We start from the raw sequence: 1829 nt of genomic DNA, 5'->3' as shown, positions 1-1829 counted from the left end.
GCTTTGTGGTCAAGTCCTCGGCCTATTAGTACCGGTCAGCTCCACACGTTACCGTGCTTCCACCTCCGGCCTATCAACCCGGTCGTCTACCGGGAGCCTTACCCACTCTCATGGTGGGAGACCTCATCTCAAGGCGAGCTTCCCGCTTAGATGCTTTCAGCGGTTATCCCTTCCGAACGTAGCCAACCAGCCGTGCACCTGGCGGTACAACTGGCACACCAGAGGTTCGTCCGTCCCGGTCCTCTCGTACTAGGGACAGCCCCTTTCAAGTCTCCTGCGCGCGCAGCGGATAGGGACCGAACTGTCTCGCGACGTTCTAAACCCAGCTCGCGTACCGCTTTAATGGGCGAACAGCCCAACCCTTGGGACCTACTCCAGCCCCAGGATGCGACGAGCCGACATCGAGGTGCCAAACCATCCCGTCGATATGGACTCTTGGGGAAGATCAGCCTGTTATCCCCGGGGTACCTTTTAGCCGTTGAGCGACACCGCTTCCACACGCCGATGCCGGATCACTAGTCCCAGCTTTCGCTCCTGCTCGACCCGTCAGTCTCACAGTCAAGCTCCCTTGTGCACTTACACTCGACACCTGATTGCCAACCAGGCTGAGGGAACCTTTGGGCGCCTCCGTTACTCTTTAGGAGGCAACCGCCCCAGTTAAACTACCCACCAGACACTGTCCCCGATCCGGATCACGGACCAGAGTTAGACGTTCAAAACGACCAGAGTGGTATTTCACCAATGACTCCACCATCACTAGCGTGACAGCTTCCCAGTCTCCCACCTATCCTACACAAGACGTTCCAAACGCCAATGTCAAGCTGTAGTGAAGGTCCCGGGGTCTTTCCGTCCTGCTGCGCGTAACGAGCATCTTTACTCGTAGTGCAATTTCGCCGGGTCTGCGGTTGAGACAGCGGGGAAGTCGTTACGCCATTCGTGCAGGTCGGAACTTACCCGACAAGGAATTTCGCTACCTTAGGATGGTTATAGTTACCACCGCCGTTTACCGGCGCTTAAGTTCTCACCTTCGCCAACTTGCGCTGGCTAAGCAGTCCCCTTAACGTTCCGGCACCGGGCAGGCGTCAGTCCGTATACATCGTCTTACGACTTCGCACGGACCTGTGTTTTTAGTAAACAGTCGCTTCCCCCTGGCCACTGCGACCACCACCAGCTTCGGAGGCACGCTCCTACACCAGCAGAGGTCCCCCTTCTCCCGAAGTTACGGGGGCAATTTGCCGAGTTCCTTAACCGCAGTTCACCCGATCGCCTTAGTATTCTCTACCTGACCACCTGAGTCGGTTTAGGGTACGGGCCGCCACAACACTCACTAGAGGCTTTTCTCGGCAGCATAGGATCATCCACTTCACCACAATCGGCTCGGCATCACATCTCAGGCTTAAGTGCTGCGGATTTGCCTACAGCACGCCCTACATGCTTACCCCAGGACAACCATCGCCTGGGCTGGACTACCTTCCTGCGTCACCCCATCGCTTACCTACTACCCGATCGGATCGAGCGTTCAGCCTCACCCCTAGTCCCGAAGGACATCAGAGGACTTAAGGACTCTTAGCATCACGAGGTTCGATATGGGCGCATTGAAGCGGGTACGGGAATATCAACCCGTTGTCCATCGACTACGCCTGTCGGCCTCGCCTTAGGTCCCGACTTACCCTGGGCGGATTAGCCTGCCCCAGGAACCCTTGGTCATCCGGCGCGAGGGTTTCTCACCCTCGATTCGCTACTCATGCCTGCATTCTCACTCGCACAGCCTCCACAGCTGGATCACTCCGCTGCTTCACCGGCTGCACGACGCTCCCCTACCCATCAAC

1 rRNA gene (running past one end of the window) is annotated in these 1829 nt (G+C 57.4%); it reads right to left on the bottom strand.

The features are described 5' to 3' along the window. Window positions 1-5: 5 nt before the first annotated feature. Window positions 6-1829, bottom strand: a 23S ribosomal RNA gene (locus tag KME78_RS63500) (it continues 1363 nt past the right edge of the window).

It is taken from the genome of Nonomuraea guangzhouensis (assembly GCF_019396345.1).
In the GTDB taxonomy this organism is placed as follows: domain Bacteria; phylum Actinomycetota; class Actinomycetes; order Streptosporangiales; family Streptosporangiaceae; genus Nonomuraea; species Nonomuraea guangzhouensis.
This window is presented reverse-complemented; position numbering and strand designations above follow the sequence as displayed.